18 protein-coding genes are annotated in these 17,854 nt (G+C 66.5%); 3 read left to right on the forward strand and 15 right to left on the reverse strand.

Going from position 1 to position 17,854, the window contains the following annotated elements:
• The 11 genes from rplV to rpsL form a co-directional block, all read right to left on the reverse strand.
• Entirely contained in the window at nucleotides 1-396 is a 396-nt protein-coding gene (gene rplV, locus Y958_RS09205) for a 50S ribosomal protein L22 (protein WP_004273664.1), read from the reverse strand.
• A gap of 1 nt (nucleotide 397) precedes the next feature.
• Complete coding sequence (rpsS, locus tag Y958_RS09210) at nucleotides 398-676, reverse strand: 30S ribosomal protein S19 (RefSeq protein WP_004273665.1); 279 nt, start codon at nucleotides 674-676, stop codon at nucleotides 398-400.
• Between the two features lie 12 nt (nucleotides 677-688).
• A complete protein-coding gene (rplB, locus tag Y958_RS09215) occupies nucleotides 689-1,516 on the reverse strand; it encodes a 50S ribosomal protein L2 (protein ID WP_040848407.1) in 828 nt (275 codons plus the stop codon).
• A gap of 11 nt (nucleotides 1,517-1,527) precedes the next feature.
• On the reverse strand, nucleotides 1,528-1,845 hold the full coding sequence (locus Y958_RS09220; protein WP_088871757.1) for a 50S ribosomal protein L23: 318 nt from the start codon (nucleotides 1,843-1,845) through the stop codon (nucleotides 1,528-1,530).
• Nucleotides 1,842-2,462, reverse strand: coding sequence for a 50S ribosomal protein L4 (gene rplD / locus Y958_RS09225; protein ID WP_088871758.1), 621 nt, complete (start codon nucleotides 2,460-2,462; stop codon nucleotides 1,842-1,844). The genes Y958_RS09220 and rplD overlap by 4 nt, the downstream gene beginning before the upstream one ends.
• A 5-nt stretch (nucleotides 2,463-2,467) precedes the next feature.
• On the reverse strand, nucleotides 2,468-3,175 hold the full coding sequence (gene rplC / locus Y958_RS09230) for a 50S ribosomal protein L3 (RefSeq protein WP_040848410.1): 708 nt from the start codon (nucleotides 3,173-3,175) through the stop codon (nucleotides 2,468-2,470).
• 58 nt (nucleotides 3,176-3,233) lie between these two features.
• Entirely contained in the window at nucleotides 3,234-3,542 is a 309-nt protein-coding gene (gene rpsJ, locus Y958_RS09235; protein ID WP_040848411.1) for a 30S ribosomal protein S10, read from the reverse strand.
• Nucleotides 3,543-3,618: 76 nt separating this feature from the next.
• Complete coding sequence (tuf, locus tag Y958_RS09240) at nucleotides 3,619-4,809, reverse strand: elongation factor Tu (protein ID WP_088871000.1); 1,191 nt, start codon at nucleotides 4,807-4,809, stop codon at nucleotides 3,619-3,621.
• Nucleotides 4,810-4,841: 32 nt separating this feature from the next.
• Complete coding sequence (fusA, locus tag Y958_RS09245) at nucleotides 4,842-6,911, reverse strand: elongation factor G (RefSeq protein ID WP_088871759.1); 2,070 nt, start codon at nucleotides 6,909-6,911, stop codon at nucleotides 4,842-4,844.
• 30 nt (nucleotides 6,912-6,941) lie between these two features.
• On the reverse strand, nucleotides 6,942-7,412 hold the full coding sequence (rpsG, locus tag Y958_RS09250) for a 30S ribosomal protein S7 (RefSeq protein WP_088871760.1): 471 nt from the start codon (nucleotides 7,410-7,412) through the stop codon (nucleotides 6,942-6,944).
• An 11-nt stretch (nucleotides 7,413-7,423) separates the two neighbouring features.
• Complete coding sequence (gene rpsL / locus Y958_RS09255; protein WP_004274236.1) at nucleotides 7,424-7,795, reverse strand: 30S ribosomal protein S12; 372 nt, start codon at nucleotides 7,793-7,795, stop codon at nucleotides 7,424-7,426.
• Nucleotides 7,796-8,334: 539 nt separating this feature from the next.
• On the opposite strand from rpsL, the gene rimO reads away from it, so the two are divergent.
• The 3 genes from rimO to Y958_RS09270 all read left to right on the forward strand — a co-directional run bounded on the left by rimO (nucleotide 8,335) and on the right by Y958_RS09270 (nucleotide 13,468).
• Nucleotides 8,335-9,690, forward strand: coding sequence for a 30S ribosomal protein S12 methylthiotransferase RimO (gene rimO, locus Y958_RS09260; RefSeq protein WP_088871761.1), 1,356 nt, complete (start codon nucleotides 8,335-8,337; stop codon nucleotides 9,688-9,690).
• Nucleotides 9,691-9,938: 248 nt separating this feature from the next.
• A complete protein-coding gene (locus Y958_RS09265) occupies nucleotides 9,939-11,618 on the forward strand; it encodes a M28 family peptidase (RefSeq protein WP_088871762.1) in 1,680 nt (559 codons plus the stop codon).
• A 173-nt stretch (nucleotides 11,619-11,791) separates the two neighbouring features.
• Nucleotides 11,792-13,468 (forward strand): M28 family metallopeptidase, encoded by a 1,677-nt coding sequence (locus Y958_RS09270; RefSeq protein WP_081486876.1) that lies wholly within the window; start codon nucleotides 11,792-11,794, stop codon nucleotides 13,466-13,468.
• A gap of 86 nt (nucleotides 13,469-13,554) precedes the next feature.
• On the opposite strand, the gene Y958_RS09275 is transcribed toward Y958_RS09270, so the two are convergent.
• From Y958_RS09275 to Y958_RS09290, 4 genes are all read right to left on the reverse strand, one after another.
• Entirely contained in the window at nucleotides 13,555-14,559 is a 1,005-nt protein-coding gene (locus Y958_RS09275; protein WP_088871763.1) for an LLM class flavin-dependent oxidoreductase, read from the reverse strand.
• 106 nt (nucleotides 14,560-14,665) lie between these two features.
• On the reverse strand, nucleotides 14,666-15,598 hold the full coding sequence (locus Y958_RS09280; protein ID WP_145727893.1) for a phosphorylase family protein: 933 nt from the start codon (nucleotides 15,596-15,598) through the stop codon (nucleotides 14,666-14,668).
• Between the two features lie 106 nt (nucleotides 15,599-15,704).
• A complete protein-coding gene (locus Y958_RS09285; protein ID WP_088871765.1) occupies nucleotides 15,705-16,469 on the reverse strand; it encodes a class I SAM-dependent methyltransferase in 765 nt (254 codons plus the stop codon).
• Nucleotides 16,470-16,618: 149 nt separating this feature from the next.
• The gene (locus tag Y958_RS09290; RefSeq protein ID WP_088871766.1) at nucleotides 16,619-17,851 is read right to left on the reverse strand and encodes an MFS transporter; all 1,233 of its coding nucleotides are present in this window, start codon (nucleotides 17,849-17,851) and stop codon (nucleotides 16,619-16,621) included.
• Nucleotides 17,852-17,854 lie beyond the last annotated feature (3 nt).

The following is a 17,854-nucleotide window of genomic DNA, read 5'->3' on the forward strand; positions in this document are numbered from 1 at the left end:
TTACGCGGTCTCCCCCGTGGCTTCCTCGGCGCGCTCGCGCACCACCACGGTCAAGTTGCTGTAAGACTTCTCGACACGGGCGCCGCGACCGCGGGCCCGGGCATGGAAGCGCTTCATCACCAGGGCACGGCCCACAGTGGCGTAAGCGACCACCAGACGGTCAACGTCCAGCTGGTGGTTGTTCTCGGCGTTGGCGATGGCCGACTGCAGGACCTTCTTCACCTCGCCGGCGATGCGGCGCTTGGAGAAGGTCAGCATGGCCAGCGCGGTGCCGGCTTCCTTGCCGCGGATCATCTGGGCGACGAGGTTCAGCTTGCGGGCACTGGATTTGATCATCCGACCGTGCGCCGCAGCCTCGTTGTCGGCGAAAGGCCGTTCAGATTGAGGCTTGCTCATTTTACTTCCTCTTCGCCTTCTTGTCGGCCGCGTGGCCGTAGAAAGTCCGCGTCGGGGAGAACTCACCGAACTTGTGTCCGATCATGTTCTCGGTCACGAGCACCGGCAGGAACTTATGGCCGTTGTAAACGCCAAAGGTCAGACCGACGAACTGGGGCAGGATCGTGGAACGGCGCGACCAGATCTTGATGATCTCGTTGCGGCCGGACGCGCGCGCCTTCTCTGCCTTCTTCAAAAGGTAGCCGTCAATGAACGGCCCCTTCCAGACGGAACGGGTCACGGGTCCTACTCCTTACTTAGAGCGACGACGACGGATAATCAGGCCGTCCGTCTTCTTGTTGCTACGCGTCTTCTTGCCCTTGGTCGGCTTGCCCCACGGCGTGACCGGATGACGGCCACCGGAGGTACGGCCTTCACCACCACCGTGCGGGTGGTCGATCGGGTTCATGGCGACGCCACGGACGGACGGACGACGGCCCAGCCAACGGTTGCGACCGGCCTTGCCGATCACGGTGTTGGACTGGTCGGGGTTGGACACGGCACCGATGGTGGCCATGCACTCGCCCCGGACCATGCGCAGCTCGCCCGAGGGCAGCTTCAGCTGGGCGTAACCCTGGTCGCGGCCCACCAGCTGCAGGAACGTACCGGCGGAACGGGCGATCTGCCCGCCCTTGCCCGCACGCAGCTCCACATTGTGGACGATGGTGCCGACCGGGATGTTCTTCAGCGGCATGGCGTTGCCGGGCTTCACGTCGACCTTCTCACCGGCGACGACGACGTCGCCGGCCTTCAGGCGCTGCGGAGCCAGGATGTAGGCCAGGTCGCCGTCCTGATAACGGATCAGAGCGATGAAGGCCGTCCGGTTGGGATCGTACTCCAGACGCTCGACCGTCGCGGGGACGTCGAACTTGTTGCGCTTGAAGTCGACCAGACGGTAACGGCGCTTGTGGCCGCCGCCCATGCGACGCGCGGTGATGCGACCGGTGTTGTTACGACCGCCGGTGCCGCTCAGGCCCTCCGTCAGACGCTTAACCGGCTTGCCCTTGTACAGCTCCGAGCGGTCGACCAGCACCAGCTGACGCAGGCTCGGGGTAATGGGACGGTAAGTCTTAAGTGCCATCGTTAATGCCCTCACACGCCGGTGGTGACGTCGATCGTGTGCCCTTCGGCGAGGGTCACGATGGCCTTCTTGAAGTCGGACCGGCGAGCCACGATGCCCCGGAAGCGCTTGGTCTTGCCCTTCGAGACGATGGTGTTCACGGCCGTCACCTTGACCTTGAACAGGCCTTCGACGGCCTGCTTGATCTCGGGCTTCGTGGCATCCAGGGGCACCCGGAAGGTGACCTGGTTATGCTCGGAGCCCAGGGTGGACTTTTCGGTGATGACGGGCGCGACGATCAGGTCGTACATGCGCTCGGCGCTCACAAACGGCTTCGCGTTCTTGCTCATTTCAGGCGAGCCTCCAACTGCTCGACCGCGTTGCGGGTCAACACCAGGGTGTCGCGCCGCAGGATGTCGTACACGTTGGCGCCCTGCTCCGGCAGCACATCCACGTGGGGAATGTTGCCAGCGGCCCGGACGAAGTTCTCATCCAGGTTGGCGCCGTCGATGATCAGAACCGAGTTCAGGCCCAGGGCGCCGAACTGCTCGACCAGCGCCTTGGTCTTGTGGGTCTCGGCGCGGGCGTCGTCGAGGATGATCAGCTTGCCCTCGGCAGCCTTGACCGACAGGGCGGTCTTCAGGGCCAGCTTGCGGACCTTCTTCGTCAGGTCGTGCTCATGGCTGCGCACCACCGGACCGAAGATCACCGCACCGCCGCGGAACTGCGGCGAGCGCAGGGAGCCCTGACGGGCACGGCCGGTGCCCTTCTGCTTCCACGGCTTCTTGGTCGTGCCGGAGATCTCGGAGATCCCCTTGGTCTTGTGCGAGCCCTGACGGCGCTTGGCCAGCTGCCAGTTCACCATGCGGGCCAGCAGATCGGCGCGGGCCGGCAGGCCGAACACGGCGTCGTCCAGCTCGATTTCGCCGACTTGCTCGTTCTTCAGGTTCTTAACGGTCGTCTTCATGATGCTCAGCCCTCCTGCGCGGCAGGAGCGTCCTGCGTCGGCGCACGGAAGGCGGCCGGGAAGGGAACGCCCTCCGGCAGCTTCTTCTTCACGGCGTCCTTGACCAGGATGTAACCGCCTTCGGAGCCGGGGACGGCGCCGCGGACGAGGATCAGGCCGCGCTCGACATCGACCGAGACGACCTTCAGGTTCTGGGTGGTGACCTGCTCAACGCCCAGGTGACCCGCCATCTTCTTGTTCTTGAAGGTGCGGCCCGGATCCTGGCGCTGACCGGTCGAACCGTGCGAACGGTGCGACACGGACACACCGTGCGTGGCGCGAAGGCCGCCGAAGTTCCAGCGCTTCATGCCACCGGCGAAGCCCTTACCGATGGTCGTCCCGGTGACGTCCACGAACTGGCCAGCGACGAAGTGGTCGACGGTGATCTCCGCACCGACCTCGACCAGGGCGTCCGGGGTCACCCGGAACTCCACGGTCTTCTTCTTCGGCTCAACCTTCGCCTTGGCGAAGTGGCCGCGCTCAGCCTTCGTGACGTTCTTCACCTTGGCCTTGCCCACGCCGATTTCCAGGGCGGTGTACCCGTCCCGGTCTTCGGTCTTGTGGGAGACGACCTGGCAATTGTCGACTTTCAGCACAGTCACCGGCACGTGCTCACCCTCATCCGTGAAGATGCGGGTCATGCCGAGCTTCTGCGCGATCAAACCGGATCGCATTTTAGTCTCTTCTCCTAACAGGGGACATCCTCAGGGGGAGAGGTCCCTCAACTCAAACTTACAGCTTAATCTCGACGTCGACGCCGGCGGCCAGGTCGAGCTTCATCAGCGCGTCCACGGTCTGCGGGGTCGGATCGACGATGTCCAGCAGGCGCTTGTGGGTACGGATCTCGAACTGCTCACGCGACTTCTTGTCGATGTGCGGGCTGCGGTTCACCGTGAACTTCTCGACCTGGGTCGGAAGGGGGATCGGACCGCGCACCCGGGCACCGGTCCGCTTGGCCGTATTCACGATCTCGCTGGTCGACTGGTCGAGCACGCGATGATCGAACGCCTTCAGGCGGATCCGGATATTCTGGCTTTCCATCGTCCTAAACCTTGGTTGGAAGCGGTGCCGAATAGCATCGGCACCGCACACCGTCAATCAAATCAGTTGGTACTTATCAGGCGATGATCTTCGCGACCACGCCGGCGCCGACGGTGCGGCCGCCCTCGCGGATGGCGAAGCGCAGGCCTTCGTCCATGGCGATCGGGGCGATCAGCTCCACGGTGACCTGCACGTTGTCGCCCGGCATCACCATCTCGGTGCCTTCCGGCAGCGAGACCATGCCCGTCACGTCCGTGGTGCGGAAGTAGAACTGGGGACGGTAGTTGGTGAAGAACGGGGTGTGACGGCCGCCTTCTTCCTTCGTCAGGATGTAGGCTTCGGCCACGAACTTGGTGTGCGGGGTGATCGAGCCGGGCTTGGCCAGAACCTGGCCGCGCTCGACGTCTTCACGCTTCGTGCCGCGCAGCAGCGCGCCGATGTTGTCGCCAGCCTGGCCCTGGTCCAGCAGCTTGCGGAACATTTCCACGCCGGTCACGGTCGTCTTCACCGTCGCCTTCAGGCCGACGATCTCGATTTCCTCGCCCACCTTCACGATGCCGCGCTCGACACGGCCGGTCACCACGGTGCCGCGGCCCGAGATCGAGAACACGTCTTCGATCGGCATCAGGAAGGGCTTGTCAACCGGACGCTCCGGCTGCGGGATGTAGGCGTCGACCTGCTTCATCAGCTCCAGGATGGCTTCCTTGCCGATCTCGGGGCTGCGGTCTTCCAGGGCGCACAGGGCGGAGCCCTTCACGATCGGAATGTCGTCGCCAGGGAAGTCGTAGCTGCTCAGCAGCTCGCGCACTTCCAGCTCCACCAGCTCCAAGAGCTCGGGGTCGTCGACCATGTCGACCTTGTTCATGAACACCACCAGCGCGGGCACGCCGACCTGGCGGGCCAGCAGGATGTGCTCACGGGTCTGCGGCATCGGGCCGTCGGCGGCGGACACCACCAGGATCGCGCCGTCCATCTGCGCTGCGCCGGTGATCATGTTCTTCACATAGTCGGCGTGGCCGGGGCAGTCGACGTGGGCGTAGTGACGGTTGGCCGTCTCGTACTCGACGTGCGCCGTCGAGATCGTGATGCCGCGCGCCTTCTCTTCCGGCGCCTTGTCGATCTGGTCGTACGCGGTGAACGTCGCGCCACCGGTCTCAGCCAGCACCTTCGTGATCGCAGCCGTCAGCGACGTCTTGCCATGGTCAACGTGACCAATGGTGCCGATGTTGCAGTGCGGCTTGGTGCGCTCGAATTTCGCCTTCGCCATGGTTACTCTTCCTTCTCTTGACTTCTGCCAGATCAGGCCATCTTGGCGCGAACGACATCCGCGATGGCAGCCGGCACCGGCTCATAGTGGTCAAATTGCATCGAGTACTGCGCCCGGCCCTGGCTCATCGAGCGCAGGTTGTTCACATACCCAAACATGTTGGCCAGCGGGACCCTGGCAATGATGACGCGCGCATTGCCCCGCTGATCCATTCCTGTCACCTGTCCCCGGCGACTGTTCAGGTCGCCGATGACATCACCCATGTAGTCGTCGGGGGTGACCACCTCGACCGCCATCACCGGCTCCAGGAGAATGGGCTTGGCTTTCGCCATCCCTTCCTTGAAAGCGGCGCGAGCGGCCTGCTCGAACACCTCGACGGAGCTGTCGACGTCGTGGAAACCACCGTCGACCAACTCTACCTTCAGATCGATCACCGGGAACCCGGCGATCACCCCACTGTCCTTGGCGGCATCGACGCCGTTCTGGACCCCGTGGGCGAATTCCTTGGGCAGATGGCTGCCCGCCTTGTTCTCGAACCGGAACCCGCTGCCGGGCTCGGACGGCTCGAAGGACAGCGTCACCTGGGCGTACTGCCCCATGGCGCCGACCTGCCGCTTCAGCGTGTGGGCCGCCTCCGCCTTCTGGGCGATGGTTTCCCGGTACGCCACCTGCGGCGCGCCGACGTCGGCTTCCACCCGGTATTCCCGGCGCATGCGATCGACGATGATCTCCAGGTGCAGCTCGCCCATGCCGCCGATGACGGTTTGCCCCGTCTCGGAGTCACGGCCGACACGGAAGGACGGATCCTCCGACGCCAGTCGCTGCAACGCCATCGCCATCCGGTCGTGATCCGCCTGGGTCTTAGGCTCGACCACCACCTCGATCACCGGCTCCGGGAATTCCATGCGTTCCAGCACCAGCGGCGCTTCCGGATCGCACAGGGTTTCACCCGTCGTCGTGTTCCGCAGCCCCGCCAGGGCGACGATGTCGCCCGCGCAGGCCGCCTCGATCTCTTCCCGGGTGTTGGCGTGCATCAGCAACATCTTGCCGACGCTCTCCTTCTCACCCTTGCTCGCGTTCAGCACGCGATCGCCGACCGCCATCCGCCCCGAATAAATCCGGACGAAGGTGAGCGCGCCGACGAAAGGATCGTTCATCACCTTGAACGCCAAGCCGGCGAAGGGCGCCGCGTCGTCCGTCCGCCGGCTGGCCGGCTCTCCGTCCAGCGTCACGCCGGCGACATCGGCGATGTCGAGCGGCGAGGGCAGAAAGTCGACAACGGCGTCCAGCATCGGCTGAACGCCCTTGTTCTTGAAGGCCGAGCCGCACAGCACCGGAACCAGGCGCAGCGCGATCGTCCCCTTGCGGATCAGCGCCTTGAGCGCCGCCTCGTCGGGTTCCTCACCCTCGAGGTAGCGCTCCGTGGCGTCCTCATCCATTTCCACCGCCTGCTCGACCAGGCGAGCGCGGTATTCGCTCGCCTGCGCGGCCAGGACGGCCGGAATTTCCGTCTCGAAGAACTCGGCACCCAGCGTCTCTTCTTTCCAGACGATGGCCTTGTTCTTCACCAGGTCGACGACGCCGGAGAAGCCGGCTTCCGTCTTGATGGGAAGCTGCAGGACCGCCGCATTGGCGCCCAGCCGCTCCCGGATCATCTGAACGGTGCCGAAGAAGTCGGCGCCGACCCGGTCCATCTTGTTCACGAAACACATGCGCGGCACGCGGTACTTGTCCGCCTGCCGCCACACGGTTTCCGACTGGGGCTCGACCCCGGCCACAGCGTCGAACAGCGCCACCGCACCATCCAGCACCCGCAAGGACCGCTCGACCTCAATGGTGAAGTCGACATGCCCGGGGGTGTCGATGATGTTCACCCGGTGGTCACGCCAAAAGCAGGTCGTGGCCGCCGAAGTGATGGTGATGCCGCGCTCCTGCTCCTGCTCCATCCAGTCCATCGCGGCGGTGCCCTCGTGGACCTCGCCCATGCGATAGGATTTGCCGGTGTAGTACAGGATCCGCTCGGTCGTCGTCGTCTTGCCGGCATCAATGTGGGCACAGATGCCGATGTTCCGATAACGATCGAGAGGATGGGAGCGCGCCATGATTCCTTAAGGCCTAAGCAGGTCCCAACCTTACCACCGGTAGTGCGAGAAGGCCTTGTTGGCCTCCGCCATACGGTGGGTGTCTTCACGCTTCTTCACGGCAACGCCGCGCTGGTTGGCCGCGTCCAGCAGCTCACCCGACAGGCGCTCGGTCATCGTGTTCTCCGACCGGCCGCGGGCGGCGGCGATCAGCCAACGGATGGCCAGGGCCTGGGCGCGGTCCTGACGGACCTCAACCGGCACCTGGTAGGTCGCACCACCGACGCGGCGGGAACGCACTTCCAGGTAGGGACGGACGTTGTTCAGGGCATCGTGGAACAGCTGAATGGGATCAGCCTTCACCTTGCCCTCGATACGCTCCAAAGCGCCGTAAACGATCTGCTCGGCGACGGACTTCTTACCGTCGTACATCAGGCAGTTCATGAACTTCGTCAGCACGGTATCGCCATACTTGGCATCCGGCAGGACTTCACGCTTTTCGGCGCGACGACGACGGGACATAGACTAACTCCTTACTTCGGACGCTTGGCGCCGTACTTGGACCGGCGCTGGCGACGGTCCTTCACGCCCTGGGTATCCAACGAACCGCGGATGATGTGATAGCGCACGCCGGGAAGGTCCTTCACACGGCCGCCGCGGATCATCACCACGGAGTGTTCCTGCAGGTTGTGACCCTCGCCGGGGATGTAGCTGATGACCTCGTGGCCGTTGGTCAGCCGCACGCGGGCGACCTTACGCAGCGCCGAGTTCGGCTTCTTCGGGGTGGTCGTGTAGACGCGCGTGCAGACACCGCGCTTCTGGGGGCATTCCTGCAACGCCGGGACCTTGTCCCGCTCCGGCACGCCCTCACGGGACTTGCGGATCAACTGGTTGATCGTCGGCATCTACCGCTCTCGGTTCACAGTTCCAACAACAAGGCACCCAAACGCATGCCCAGAACGACGAAAGTCCCGTCACGAAGCACTGACTGGCTCCGCGCGGGCCTTGCAAACGCCGTCCGAACAAGGACTCGGGTGCGGCTATACAGATTTTCGAGGGGGTCTTTTTGAGAGACAGCGTCTAGCCCGCAAGGGCGGCCTACAGCCTGCCCCTCGAAAAATGTGGGCGGACTATATGGAGGTCGGCCCCGCCCGTCAAGCGCTCTGGACTCAAAAATCCAGGGTAAGCCGTGCGTCCAGGACAGGGGGCGGCCCCACAATTGCGGGCCCCTCCCCTGCGCGCCTGGCACGCGCTCCGGACAGCGCGGGGGATGGGCAAACGGCCCCGGTGCCGCTATATACCCGGGCCAGACGGGCGGCGGCACCACCAAGGTCGGACGCTCACCTTATAGTATAGTGTAAGCGCGCTTTCGAGAGAGACCCCGCCGACCGCATGCGGCACAAGGTCCCCCTGCTGGCGCCCTTTTGGATTCCCGAGCGCCGCCATGAGCAAGCCCACCCTCATCACCAATACCCCGTCCCCCAATGGCGCACCGAAGGTCGGCATCGTCAGCCTGGGCTGCCCCAAGGCGCTGGTGGACAGCGAACGCATCCTGACCAAGCTGCGCTCGGAAGGGTATGAGGTGTCGCCCAGCTATGACGACGCCGACGTGGTTCTGGTCAACACCTGCGGCTTCCTGGACAGCGCCAAGCAGGAAAGCCTGGATGCCATCGGCGAGGCCATGCGCGAGAACGGCCGCGTCATCGTCACCGGCTGCATGGGCGTGGAAGAGGACCGCATCCGGGAGATGTACCCCAACGTGCTGGCCGTCACCGGCCCCCACCAGTACGAGCAGGTGGTGTCGGCGGTGCATGACCACCTGCCCCCGGTGCACAACCCCTACACCGACCTGGTGCCGCCCGAGGGCCTGCGCCTGACGCCGCGCCACTACGCCTATCTGAAGATTTCCGAGGGCTGCAACCACCGCTGCAGCTTCTGCATCATCCCCTCGCTGCGCGGCGACCTGGCCAGCCGGCCGGCCGGCAATGTGCTGCGCGAGGCGGAGCGGCTGGTGAACGCCGGCGTGCGCGAGCTGATGGTCATCTCCCAGGACACCAGCGCCTATGGCCTGGATCTGCGCCATGCCGAGAGCGAGTTCAAGGGCCGCAAAGTCCGCGCCCACATGACCGACCTGGCCCGTGAACTGGGGTCCTTGGGCGCCTGGGTGCGCCTGCACTACGTCTACCCCTACCCGCATGTGGACGAGGTCATTCCCCTGATGGCGGAAGGCCTGGTGCTGCCCTATCTGGACATTCCCTTCCAGCACGCCAGCCCCAACGTGCTGAAGGCCATGAAGCGGCCGGCCAACCAGGAGAAGGTGCTGGACCGGATTCGCGGCTGGCGCGACGTCTGCCCCGACCTGACCATCCGCTCCACCTTCATCGTCGGCTTCCCCGGCGAGACGGAGCAGGATTTCCAGTTCCTGCTGGACTGGCTGTCGGAAGCCAAGATCGACCGGCTGGGCTGCTTCAAGTATGAGGCCGTGGACGGCGCCCCCGCCAACGCCCTTGAGGGCGCCGTGCCGGAGGAGGTGAAGGAAGAGCGCTGGAACCGCCTGATGGCCCACCAGCAGGCCATCAGCGAGGAGCGCATGCAGGCCAAGGTGGGCCGCACCATCGACGTCATCATCGACGAGGTCGATGAGGAAGGCGCCATCGGCCGCTCCGCGGCGGATGCGCCGGAAATCGACGGCAGCGTCTTCCTGAACGGCGACACCAGCGTCGCGGTGGGCGACATCGTCCAGGTGACCGTGGAGCACGCCGAAGAATACGACCTGTGGGGCACCCGCGTGGACGCCTAAGTCCCCGCCCTGAACCCTGTCCCACCAGTCCTTATTGAAGTGATGGGGCCGGCCAGTGATGGCCGGCCTTTTCCGTACCGGCATGGCGACAGGGCGGTCACGCCGCCATATCCAATATCCAACTTTCGTCAGCAAGCCCGCCCAGGGTCTTGGAATCCCGGCCGGTACCCCCGTATGCTCTCGCCCCAAGCGGCGCTATCGCGGGGTAACCGCCGGCGACACGACCAAGACAATGGGGATTCGCACTTATGGGAGCCAGACTACGCACAGGGACCAAGGCGCTGTTCGCCGCGGCCCTCGCGCTCGATGTCGGGGCCGCGGCGGTGGGGCAGGCCAAGGACGCCGCCCCGGTAACGCCCGAGGCCTTGTCGGCCCACGTCAAAATCCTCGCCTCCGACGACTTCCAGGGCCGCAAGCCGGGAACCGTGGGCGAGGAGAAGACCATCGCCTACATCCAGGACCAGTTCAAAAAGATCGGGCTGAAGCCCGCGGCCGGCGGCGCGAAGGGCTACCTTCAGGACGTGCCCATGACCGAGATCACCAGCAAGGCCGATGGCCCCATGGTGTTCACCGCCACGGGCAAGGACGGCCAGGCCAAGAGCCTGTCGTACGAATACTTCAGCCAGATGATCGTCTGGAACCGGCAGCGCACCACCCATGCCGAGGTGAAGGACAGCGACCTGGTCTTCGTCGGCTACGGTATTACGGCGCCGGAGTTCGGCTGGGACGACTATGCCGGCGTGGATGTGAAGGGCAAGACGGTCGTCATTCTGGTGAACGACCCGGGCTTCGCCACCGGCGACCCCGCCCTGTTCGGCGGCGGCGCCATGACCTGGTATGGCCGCTGGCCCTACAAGTATGAGGAGGCGGCCCGCCATGGCGCCGCGGCCGCCATCATCGTGCATGAAACGCGCGCCGCCGGTTACCCCTGGGGCGTGGTCGCCAACAGCAACAGCGTGCCCAAGCTGACCCTGATGCCCGCCGACGGCGGGCTGCAGAGCCGGTCGGCCGTGGAAGGCTGGGTGCAGCTGGACGTGGCCAAGGAGCTGTTCGCGGCCGCCGGCCTGGACTACGGCACGCTAAAGGACAGCGCCGCCCGGCGCGGCTTCAAGGCCGTGCCCATGAACGCCAGGATGTCGGTGGGCATCACCCCGGTGGTGCGCGACGTCGTCTCGCACAACGTGGTCGGCATCGTCCCCGGCGCCAAGCGTCCGGACGAGGTGGTGCTGGTGGGCGCGCACTGGGACCACCTGGGCGTGGGCCCGGCGGTCAACGGCGACACCATCTATAACGGCGCGCTGGACAACGCCACGGGCATCGCCGGCTTGATCGAGATGGCCAAGCGCTACATGCACGGTCCCAGGCCGGACCGCACCCTGATGTTCATCGCCTACACCGCCGAGGAACAAGGCCTGCTGGGCTCGGAATACTATGCCCAGCACCCCCTGTACCCAGTGGGCAAGACGGTGGCCGGCTTCAACATGGACGGTCTGGGCGTGCTGGGTCCCGTGCATGACGTGGTCCTGGTCGGCGGCAAGAAGTCCGACCTGGAGGAACGGCTGAAGGCCTGGACCGATGCCCACGGCATGGTCGTGAATCCCGAGCCCTTCCCCGAGCGCGGCTATTACTACCGCTCCGACCACTTCAATCTGGCCAAGGTCGGCATCCCCGTCATCGACGCCGGCATGGGCATCGACAGCGTGGAGCACGGCGCGGAGTGGGGCAAGGCGAAGGAGGAGGAGTACACCCGCCTGCACTACCACCAGCCGTCCGACGAATGGTCGCCGGCCATGGACCTGCGCGGCGGCGCCGTCCAGGTCAACATGTGGTACGACATCAGCCGCGACCTGGCGTCCAGCGATGCCTGGCCCAAGTGGTACGACAAGGCCGAGTTCAAGGCCGCCCGGGACAAGTCCCAGGGCAAATGAGTGTAAAGGTCGCCATACCCCGGCAGAGGGGTGCGGCGGCCTTTTTTCAGTCGGGGGAGCGGCCCAACTGGGCCGTAACCCTGCCGGCGCCTGTAACCCCAGGCAGGGGGTATGGGCGGTTTGAGGGGCGCCAATGGACGCGCCCCGGGAAAGATAAGGAACGCAAGAAACCCATGCGAACCCACACCAGACGCGCCCGCCTGCTGAAAGGCACGGCGGCGCTGGCTCTCGCAGTGGCCGTGGCCACGCCGGCGCTGGCGGCCGGCAAGGTCACCAAGGACGTGGCCCCGGTGACGGCCCAGGCCCTGTCCGAGCACATCCGCATCCTGGCATCCGATGAATTCCAGGGCCGCAAGCCCGGCACGGCGGGCGAGGACAAGGCCATCGCCTACATCCAGGACCAGTTCAAGAAGATCGGCCTGAAGCCCGCCGTGGACGGCAGCTATCTGCAGGACGTCCCGCTGACGGAGATCGTCAGCAAGGCCGACGGCCCCATGGTCATCACCGGCCCCAAGGCCGCGCCGCTGTCGCTGGAGTATTTCAGCGACATGATCGTCTGGACCCGCCAGCGCACCCCCCATGTCGAGGTCAAGGACAACGACATGGTGTTCGTGGGCTATGGCATCACGGCGCCGGAATTCGGCTGGGACGACTATGCCGGCGTCGATGTGCGCGGCAAGACGGTGGTCATCCTGGTGAACGACCCCGGCTATGCCACCGGCGATCCCGCCCTGTTCGGCGGCGGCGCCATGACCTGGTACGGCCGCTGGGTCTACAAGTTCGAGGAGGCCGCCCGCCACGGCGCCACCGCCGCCATCATCGTGCATGAGACGCGCGCCGCGGGCTATCCCTGGGGCGTGGTCGCCAACGGCGGCAGCATCCCCAAGCTGAGCCTGATGCCGGCCGACGGCGGGCTGAAGACCCGTTCCGCCGTGGAAGGCTGGATGCAGCTGGACCAGGCCAAGGCCGTGTTCCAGGCCGCCGGGCTGGACTTCAACACCCTCAAGGACAGCGCCGCGCGGCGCGGCTTCAAGGCCGTGCCCCTGCCCCTGAAGATGTCGGTCGGCATCACGCCGACGGAGCGCGACGTCATCTCCCACAATGTCATCGGCACCATCCCGGGCACCAAGCACCCGGACGAGATGGTCCTGGTCGGTGCGCACTGGGACCACCTGGGTATCGGCCCCGCCATCAACGGCGACACCATCTATCACGGCGCCATGGACAACGCCTCCGGCGTCGCCGGCCTGATCGAGCTGGCCAAGCGCTACACCAAGGGCCCCAAGCCCGACCGCACCCTGCTGTTCATCGCCTACACGGCGGAGGAGCAGGGCCTGCTGGGGTCCGAGTACTATGCCCAGCATCCCCTGTTCGCGCCCAACAAGACGGTCGCGGGCTTCAACATGGATATGCTGAGCAGCGTGGGCCTGACCCGCGACATCGTGCTGGTGGGCGGGCGCAAGTCCGACCTGGAGGACAGGCTGAAGGCCTGGACCGACGCCCACATGATGGCCCTGAACCAGGAGCCTTTCCCCGAGCGCGGCTACTACTACCGCTCCGACCACTTCAACCTGGCCAAGATCGGCATCCCGGTGATCTACGCCCACAGCGGCATCGACAGCGTGGCCAACGGCGCCGAGTGGGGCAAGACCAAGGAGGACGAGTTCACCCGCCTCCACTACCACCAGCCGTCGGACAAATGGTCGCCGGACCTGGACCTCAGCGGCGGCGCCATGGAGGTCAACATGATCTATGACCTCAGCCGCCCGCTGGCCTTCGGCACCGATTGGCCGAAATGGTACGACAAGGCGGAGTTCAAGGCCGCCCGCGACAAGTCCATGGGGAAGTAGCCCCTTGAGTGACGAGAAGGGCCGCATCCCCACACCGGAGATGCGGCCCTTTTTTTAATCCAGTCCGGCGCGTTCCGCCCGGTGCCTCAATTGATACGCGGCGCGAGCCCGGCGACCTGGGCCGTAATCTCGAACGACCGCCGCCGGGCGGCATGGTCGTGGATGGCGGCGGTAACCATGATCTCATCGGCGCCGGTCTGTTGCAGGATGGCGCCGAGGCCATGGCGCACCGTCTCCGGCCCACCCACGACGGAGCAGCGCAGCGCCCGGTCGGCCCAGGCGCGTTCCTCCGGGCTCCACTCCACACCCGGCTGCGGCGGGCGCAAGGGGCCGGGGTTGCCGCGGGCCAAAGCCACGAACCGATCCTGCAGGGAGGTGAACAGCACCTCCGCCTCCTTATCCGTTTCGGCGGCGAAGACGTTGACGCCCACCATGGCGTGGGGCTTGGGATTGGCGGCAGTAGGCTTGTAGTACTGGCGGTAGACGTGCAGCGCCTCCAGCAGCTGGTCGGGCGCGAAGTGCGAGGCGAAGGCGTAGGGCAACCCCAACTCCGCCGCCAGCCGGGCGCCGAAGGTGCTGGAGCCCAGGATCCACAGGGGCACGTCCAGGCCCGCGCCGGGCACGGCCCGCACCGCCTGCCCCGGCTGGGCCGGGCGGAAATAGGCCTGCAGCTCCTGCACATCGCGGGGGAAGTTGTCGCCGTTGTCCGAGCGGTCGCGCCGCAGCGCCCAGGCGGTGCGCTGGTCGCTGCCGGGCGCGCGGCCCAGACCCAGGTCGATGCGGCCGGGATAGAGGGACTCCAGCGTGCCGAACTGTTCCGCGATCACCAACGGGGCATGGTTGGGCAGCATGATGCCGCCGGCGCCCACGCGGATGCTCTTGGTGCCGCCGGCGATGTAGCCGATGACCACCGAGGTGGCGGCGCTGGCGATGCCCGTCATGTTGTGATGCTCCGCCACCCAGAAGCGGCGGTAGCCCAGGGCCTCGGCATGGCGGGCGAGATCCAGCGTGTTGCGCAGAGCCTGGGCGGCGGTGCCGCCCTCGACGATGGGGGAAAGGTCCAGGACGGACAAGGGAATGGGAAGCGACACGGGGGGACCGGCCTTTCTTCGAACCGCGACGGAACTGCCAAGGGTTACCTAAGCACGCCCGCGCGGCTTTTCGAGGTGAGGCCGGTCACAGGGTTCCGGTTCCCGTTCAAGGCCGCTGCACCGCATCCACCGCCACCTTGAACGCCGCCAGTTCCAGGGCGTCCAGGTCACCGTCCCACAGCGACTGGTGCAGGCGCCCGCCGTCGTTGACCAGACGGTCGGACCCCACGACCACGCTGGCCGCCTTCAGGCCCATCAGGGTGGCCAGGGTGAAGAACGGCCCCTCCTCCATCTCCACGAAGGTGGGCTTGTCCGAACCCTTGATGGCCAGCAGGTCGCGCAAGATGCTGCCCGGCTGGAAATAGTAGATGGGCATGGTGTAGCCGATGCCCCGGGCGCTGGGCAGGCCGGAGCGGGCGGCGGCGGCGCGCACCCGGGCGGTGAACTCCTGGTCCGGCCGTGCCACCTGCTGCTTGGCGTCGGGCGCCAGCAGGAAGGCACCGCCATCGCGGTAGGAGCCATCCGATACGATGATCTGGCCATAGGGCACGTCCGGCGACAGCAGGCCCGCCGTGCCGACATGGATGACCCGGCGCGCGCCCAGGGCCTGCAACTCCGCCACCTGGGTGGTGATGCCGCCGGCGCCGGGCAAGCCGCGCACCACGGTGAAGGGCGCCGTGCCCGGCTTGCGCACCACCCACAGGTCGGTTGGGTCGGTGAAGCCGTAGGACAAATGGGTGTAGCTGCCCTGGAAGCCCGCCTGGTCCAAGTAGGTTTCCACATCCACGCGGTGCAGCACGATGGCGTCGGCCGGGAAATCGTCCAGCTCGCCATGCATGAAGCGGTTCTTGCGCAGCCAGTCGACCTCATCGGCCGGGGTGTTCAGCCGTTCCTGGTGGCCGTGGCGGGCATAGCCGTCCAGCACCCGGTAGGGGGTCTCGGCCGTACCGGCCAGCGCCACGCCCGTCATCTGCCCAGTAGCCGCAGCTACGGTGACCATCACCAGACCAACGGCCAATGCCGCGATTCCCTTCGCCACGCCCCGTCCCCCTTCTTGGTCTTGATGGCTAAAGGGTCCGCAAAAACAAAGGGCTGCGCAATGGCCAAAACGGCCCTGGCGCAGCCCCGGTCATGAGGGACTCTTATTACTTCGGCTTGCGGAACTTGAAGATGAACTGGTCGGTGTGGCCGCGCAGCGCGGGGTCGAAGACCTTGAGCGTGTGGTTGTCCGACGTGTTATGCAGGGCATCGTCCTGGCCTTCCAGCACGAAGCCCGCGGCCTCCACCTCCTTTTTCACCGTTTCGGGATCGATACGATGAAGGGTATTGGTGTCGCGCACGCCGGAACCGGCCTCGGCCACATGGTCCAGCACGATATAGACGCCGCCGGGCTTCAGCGCGTTGAAGATGGCCTTGTTCACGGCCGCCGCCGCCTCCGCGCCCATGAAGGCGTGGACGTCGTGGTAATTCTGCGAGGTCCAGACCACGTCCACCTTCTCAGGGAAGGTCAGCGCGTTCACGGGCTCGACCAGCGGCACGATGTTGCCATAGGCCTTGTCCCCCGCCAGCGCCTTCTGCCCGTCCACCGCTTTTTGCGAGCGGGTGGCGATTTCATTGGGCAGCAGGGAATAGACCCGGCCCTTGGGGCCGACCGCCTTGGCGAACAGGCGGGTGAAGTAGCCGGCGCCCGGCATGAAGTCCACCACCTTGTCGCCCGCCTTCACGCCGGCGAAGGCCAGCATCTCGGCCGGCTTGCGGTCGGTGTCGCGATCCTTGTCGGCCTGGGGCCGGTTGCTGTCGGCGACGGCGGCGGTGATCGCGGGTGACGGCGCGGTGGCGGCGCTGGCGGTAAGCGCCAGGCTGGACACGGCCAGCCCCAGGGCCAGCGCGATGACGGAGACGCGAGACATTGTTCCCTTCCCTCCCTGGATGTCAGCCTTTGGCCAAGGATGGGTCCCCGATCAGGTCCCTTGCGGCCGGCTGCCGCTAGAAAGTGCGGAGCCGGCGCCATAAATCAATCCCACATCTCTGAAAAAACGACGGAATTGCAACCGCCGGGTCATCGCGCCGCAGGGCAGGCGGCCCGGGTTTGGACAGTCTTGGTGGCGCTCGCCACGGCGCCCCGCCGCCGGGTGACGGCCAGCAGCCCCAAGCCCGCGGCCATGAAGCCGGCCGAGACCAGCGGCAGCGTGCCCACGCCGGCCAGGGGCTCAACCGCGCCGGCAGTGAAGGAGCCGGCGGCCATGCCGACATAGAGGGCCGACGAATTCAGGGCCAGCACCAGGCCACGCACCTCCGGCGCCAGTTCCACCATGCGCCGCTGCTGCGAGGGCATGAACAGATCGTTGGCCAGCGCCCACAGCACCAGCAGGGCCAAGGCGGCCCACAGCCGCGCCGGGGCGCCGGCCATGGCCAGGAACATGACGGTCAGGCCGCCCAGGCTGACGGCCACCAGCCGGTCGGCGGACCACAGGTCGGCCAGCCAGCGCGCGAGGTAATTGCCGGCCAGTCCCGACAGCCCCAGCACCATGAGGGCCAGCGACGTCTGCGCCGTATCGGCGCCGAAGCGGTCGCGCAGCAGCGGGTTGATCAGCGTGATGGTGGTGAACAGTCCCGCCATCTGGCAGACCATCAGGGCGACGCCCCCCGCCACCCCCGGGCGCCGCAGGACGGCCGCCAGCTGCCCCAAGCCCAGGGCATGACCCCGCCCCCGGTCCTTGACGCCCAGCGCGATGGCCAGCGCCACGCCCCAGGTCCACACGCCCAGCCCGACGAACATGGGGCGCCAGCCGATCTGTTCCCCCAGCCAGGCGGACAGCGGCAGGCCGACGACCGACGCCATGGTCATGCCGCTGAAGACAATGGCCAGGGCCCGGCCCTGCCGCTGGGGCGGCACCAGGGTGCTGCCCAGGGCCGACACCACCGGCCCGACGCAGGCGGCCCCCACGCCCGAGACGATGCGCAAGATCAGCAGCACGGAATAGCTGCCCACCCCGGCCGACAGCAGGGTGCAGGCGCCCAGGATGCCCAGGCCGGCCAGCAACAGGGTGCGGCGCGGCAGGTGTCCCGCCACCATCTGCACCACCGGGGCGGCGACGGCGAAGGTGGCGGCGAAGGCGGACACCATCAGCGCCACCGCGCTGGGTGGCAAAGACAGCGAGGCGGCGATCGGGGGCAACGCCCCGACCACCGCCAGGGTGCCGGTGCCCATGGTGAAATAAGCCAGCGCCAGCAGGCGCAGGGGCCAAGCGGGCCAATCGGCGGCGGCATCCGGAGAGCGGGATTGGGACATGGT

Source organism: Nitrospirillum viridazoti CBAmc, assembly GCF_000730165.1.
GTDB classification, from domain to species: Bacteria; Pseudomonadota; Alphaproteobacteria; order Azospirillales; family Azospirillaceae; genus Nitrospirillum; species Nitrospirillum viridazoti.

Excerpts from the sequence above, each read along its gene's own strand:
- rplC (WP_040848410.1), bottom strand. The coding sequence starts at position 3,175 with ATGCGATCCGGTTTGATCGCGCAGAAGCTCGGCATGACCCGCATCTTC.
- rplB (WP_040848407.1), bottom strand. The coding sequence starts at position 1,516 with ATGGCACTTAAGACTTACCGTCCCATTACCCCGAGCCTGCGTCAGCTG.
- rpsL (WP_004274236.1), bottom strand. The coding sequence starts at position 7,795 with ATGCCGACGATCAACCAGTTGATCCGCAAGTCCCGTGAGGGCGTGCCG.
- rpsG (WP_088871760.1), bottom strand. The coding sequence starts at position 7,412 with ATGTCCCGTCGTCGTCGCGCCGAAAAGCGTGAAGTCCTGCCGGATGCC.
- Y958_RS09285 (WP_088871765.1), bottom strand. The coding sequence starts at position 16,469 with ATGTCTCGCGTCTCCGTCATCGCGCTGGCCCTGGGGCTGGCCGTGTCC.
- Y958_RS09220 (WP_088871757.1), bottom strand. The coding sequence starts at position 1,845 with ATGAGCAAGAACGCGAAGCCGTTTGTGAGCGCCGAGCGCATGTACGAC.
- Y958_RS09290 (WP_088871766.1), bottom strand. The coding sequence starts at position 17,851 with ATGTCCCAATCCCGCTCTCCGGATGCCGCCGCCGATTGGCCCGCTTGG.
- fusA (WP_088871759.1), bottom strand. The coding sequence starts at position 6,911 with ATGGCGCGCTCCCATCCTCTCGATCGTTATCGGAACATCGGCATCTGT.
- rimO (WP_088871761.1), top strand. The coding sequence starts at position 8,335 with ATGAGCAAGCCCACCCTCATCACCAATACCCCGTCCCCCAATGGCGCA.
- rplD (WP_088871758.1), bottom strand. The coding sequence starts at position 2,462 with ATGAAGACGACCGTTAAGAACCTGAAGAACGAGCAAGTCGGCGAAATC.
- rplV (WP_004273664.1), bottom strand. The coding sequence starts at position 396 with ATGAGCAAGCCTCAATCTGAACGGCCTTTCGCCGACAACGAGGCTGCG.
- rpsJ (WP_040848411.1), bottom strand. The coding sequence starts at position 3,542 with ATGGAAAGCCAGAATATCCGGATCCGCCTGAAGGCGTTCGATCATCGC.
- Y958_RS09270 (WP_081486876.1), top strand. The coding sequence starts at position 11,792 with ATGCGAACCCACACCAGACGCGCCCGCCTGCTGAAAGGCACGGCGGCG.
- tuf (WP_088871000.1), bottom strand. The coding sequence starts at position 4,809 with ATGGCGAAGGCGAAATTCGAGCGCACCAAGCCGCACTGCAACATCGGC.
- Y958_RS09265 (WP_088871762.1), top strand. The coding sequence starts at position 9,939 with ATGGGAGCCAGACTACGCACAGGGACCAAGGCGCTGTTCGCCGCGGCC.